The sequence below is a fragment of the Salmonella sp. SAL4457 genome (assembly GCF_046548235.1).
In the GTDB taxonomy this organism is placed as follows: Bacteria; Pseudomonadota; Gammaproteobacteria; order Enterobacterales; family Enterobacteriaceae; genus Salmonella; species Salmonella enterica.
The window spans coordinates 1-227 of record NZ_JBGDZO010001529.1 but is presented as its reverse complement, the minus strand read 5'-3'; the positions used below and the strand labels follow the sequence as shown (position 1 = coordinate 227).

The following is a 227-nucleotide window of genomic DNA, read 5'->3' as shown; positions in this document are numbered from 1 at the left end:
AGGGAAAGGCGAAAAGAACCCCGGCGAGGGGAGTGAAAAAGAACCTGAAACCGTGTACGTACAAGCAGTGGGAGCACAGGTTTACCTGTGTGACTGCGTACCTTTTGTATAATGGGTCAGCGACTTATATTCTGTAGCAAGGTTAACCGTATAGGGGAGCCGGAGGGAAACCGAGTCTTAATTGGGCGTTAAGTTGCAGGGTATAGACCCGAAACCCGGTGATCTAG

General features: G+C 50.2%; 1 rRNA gene. It reads left to right on the top strand.

The window, feature by feature from the left end:
- Positions 1–227: ribosomal RNA gene (locus ACLJNW_RS29315) — 23S ribosomal RNA — on the top strand; the annotation flags it as partial.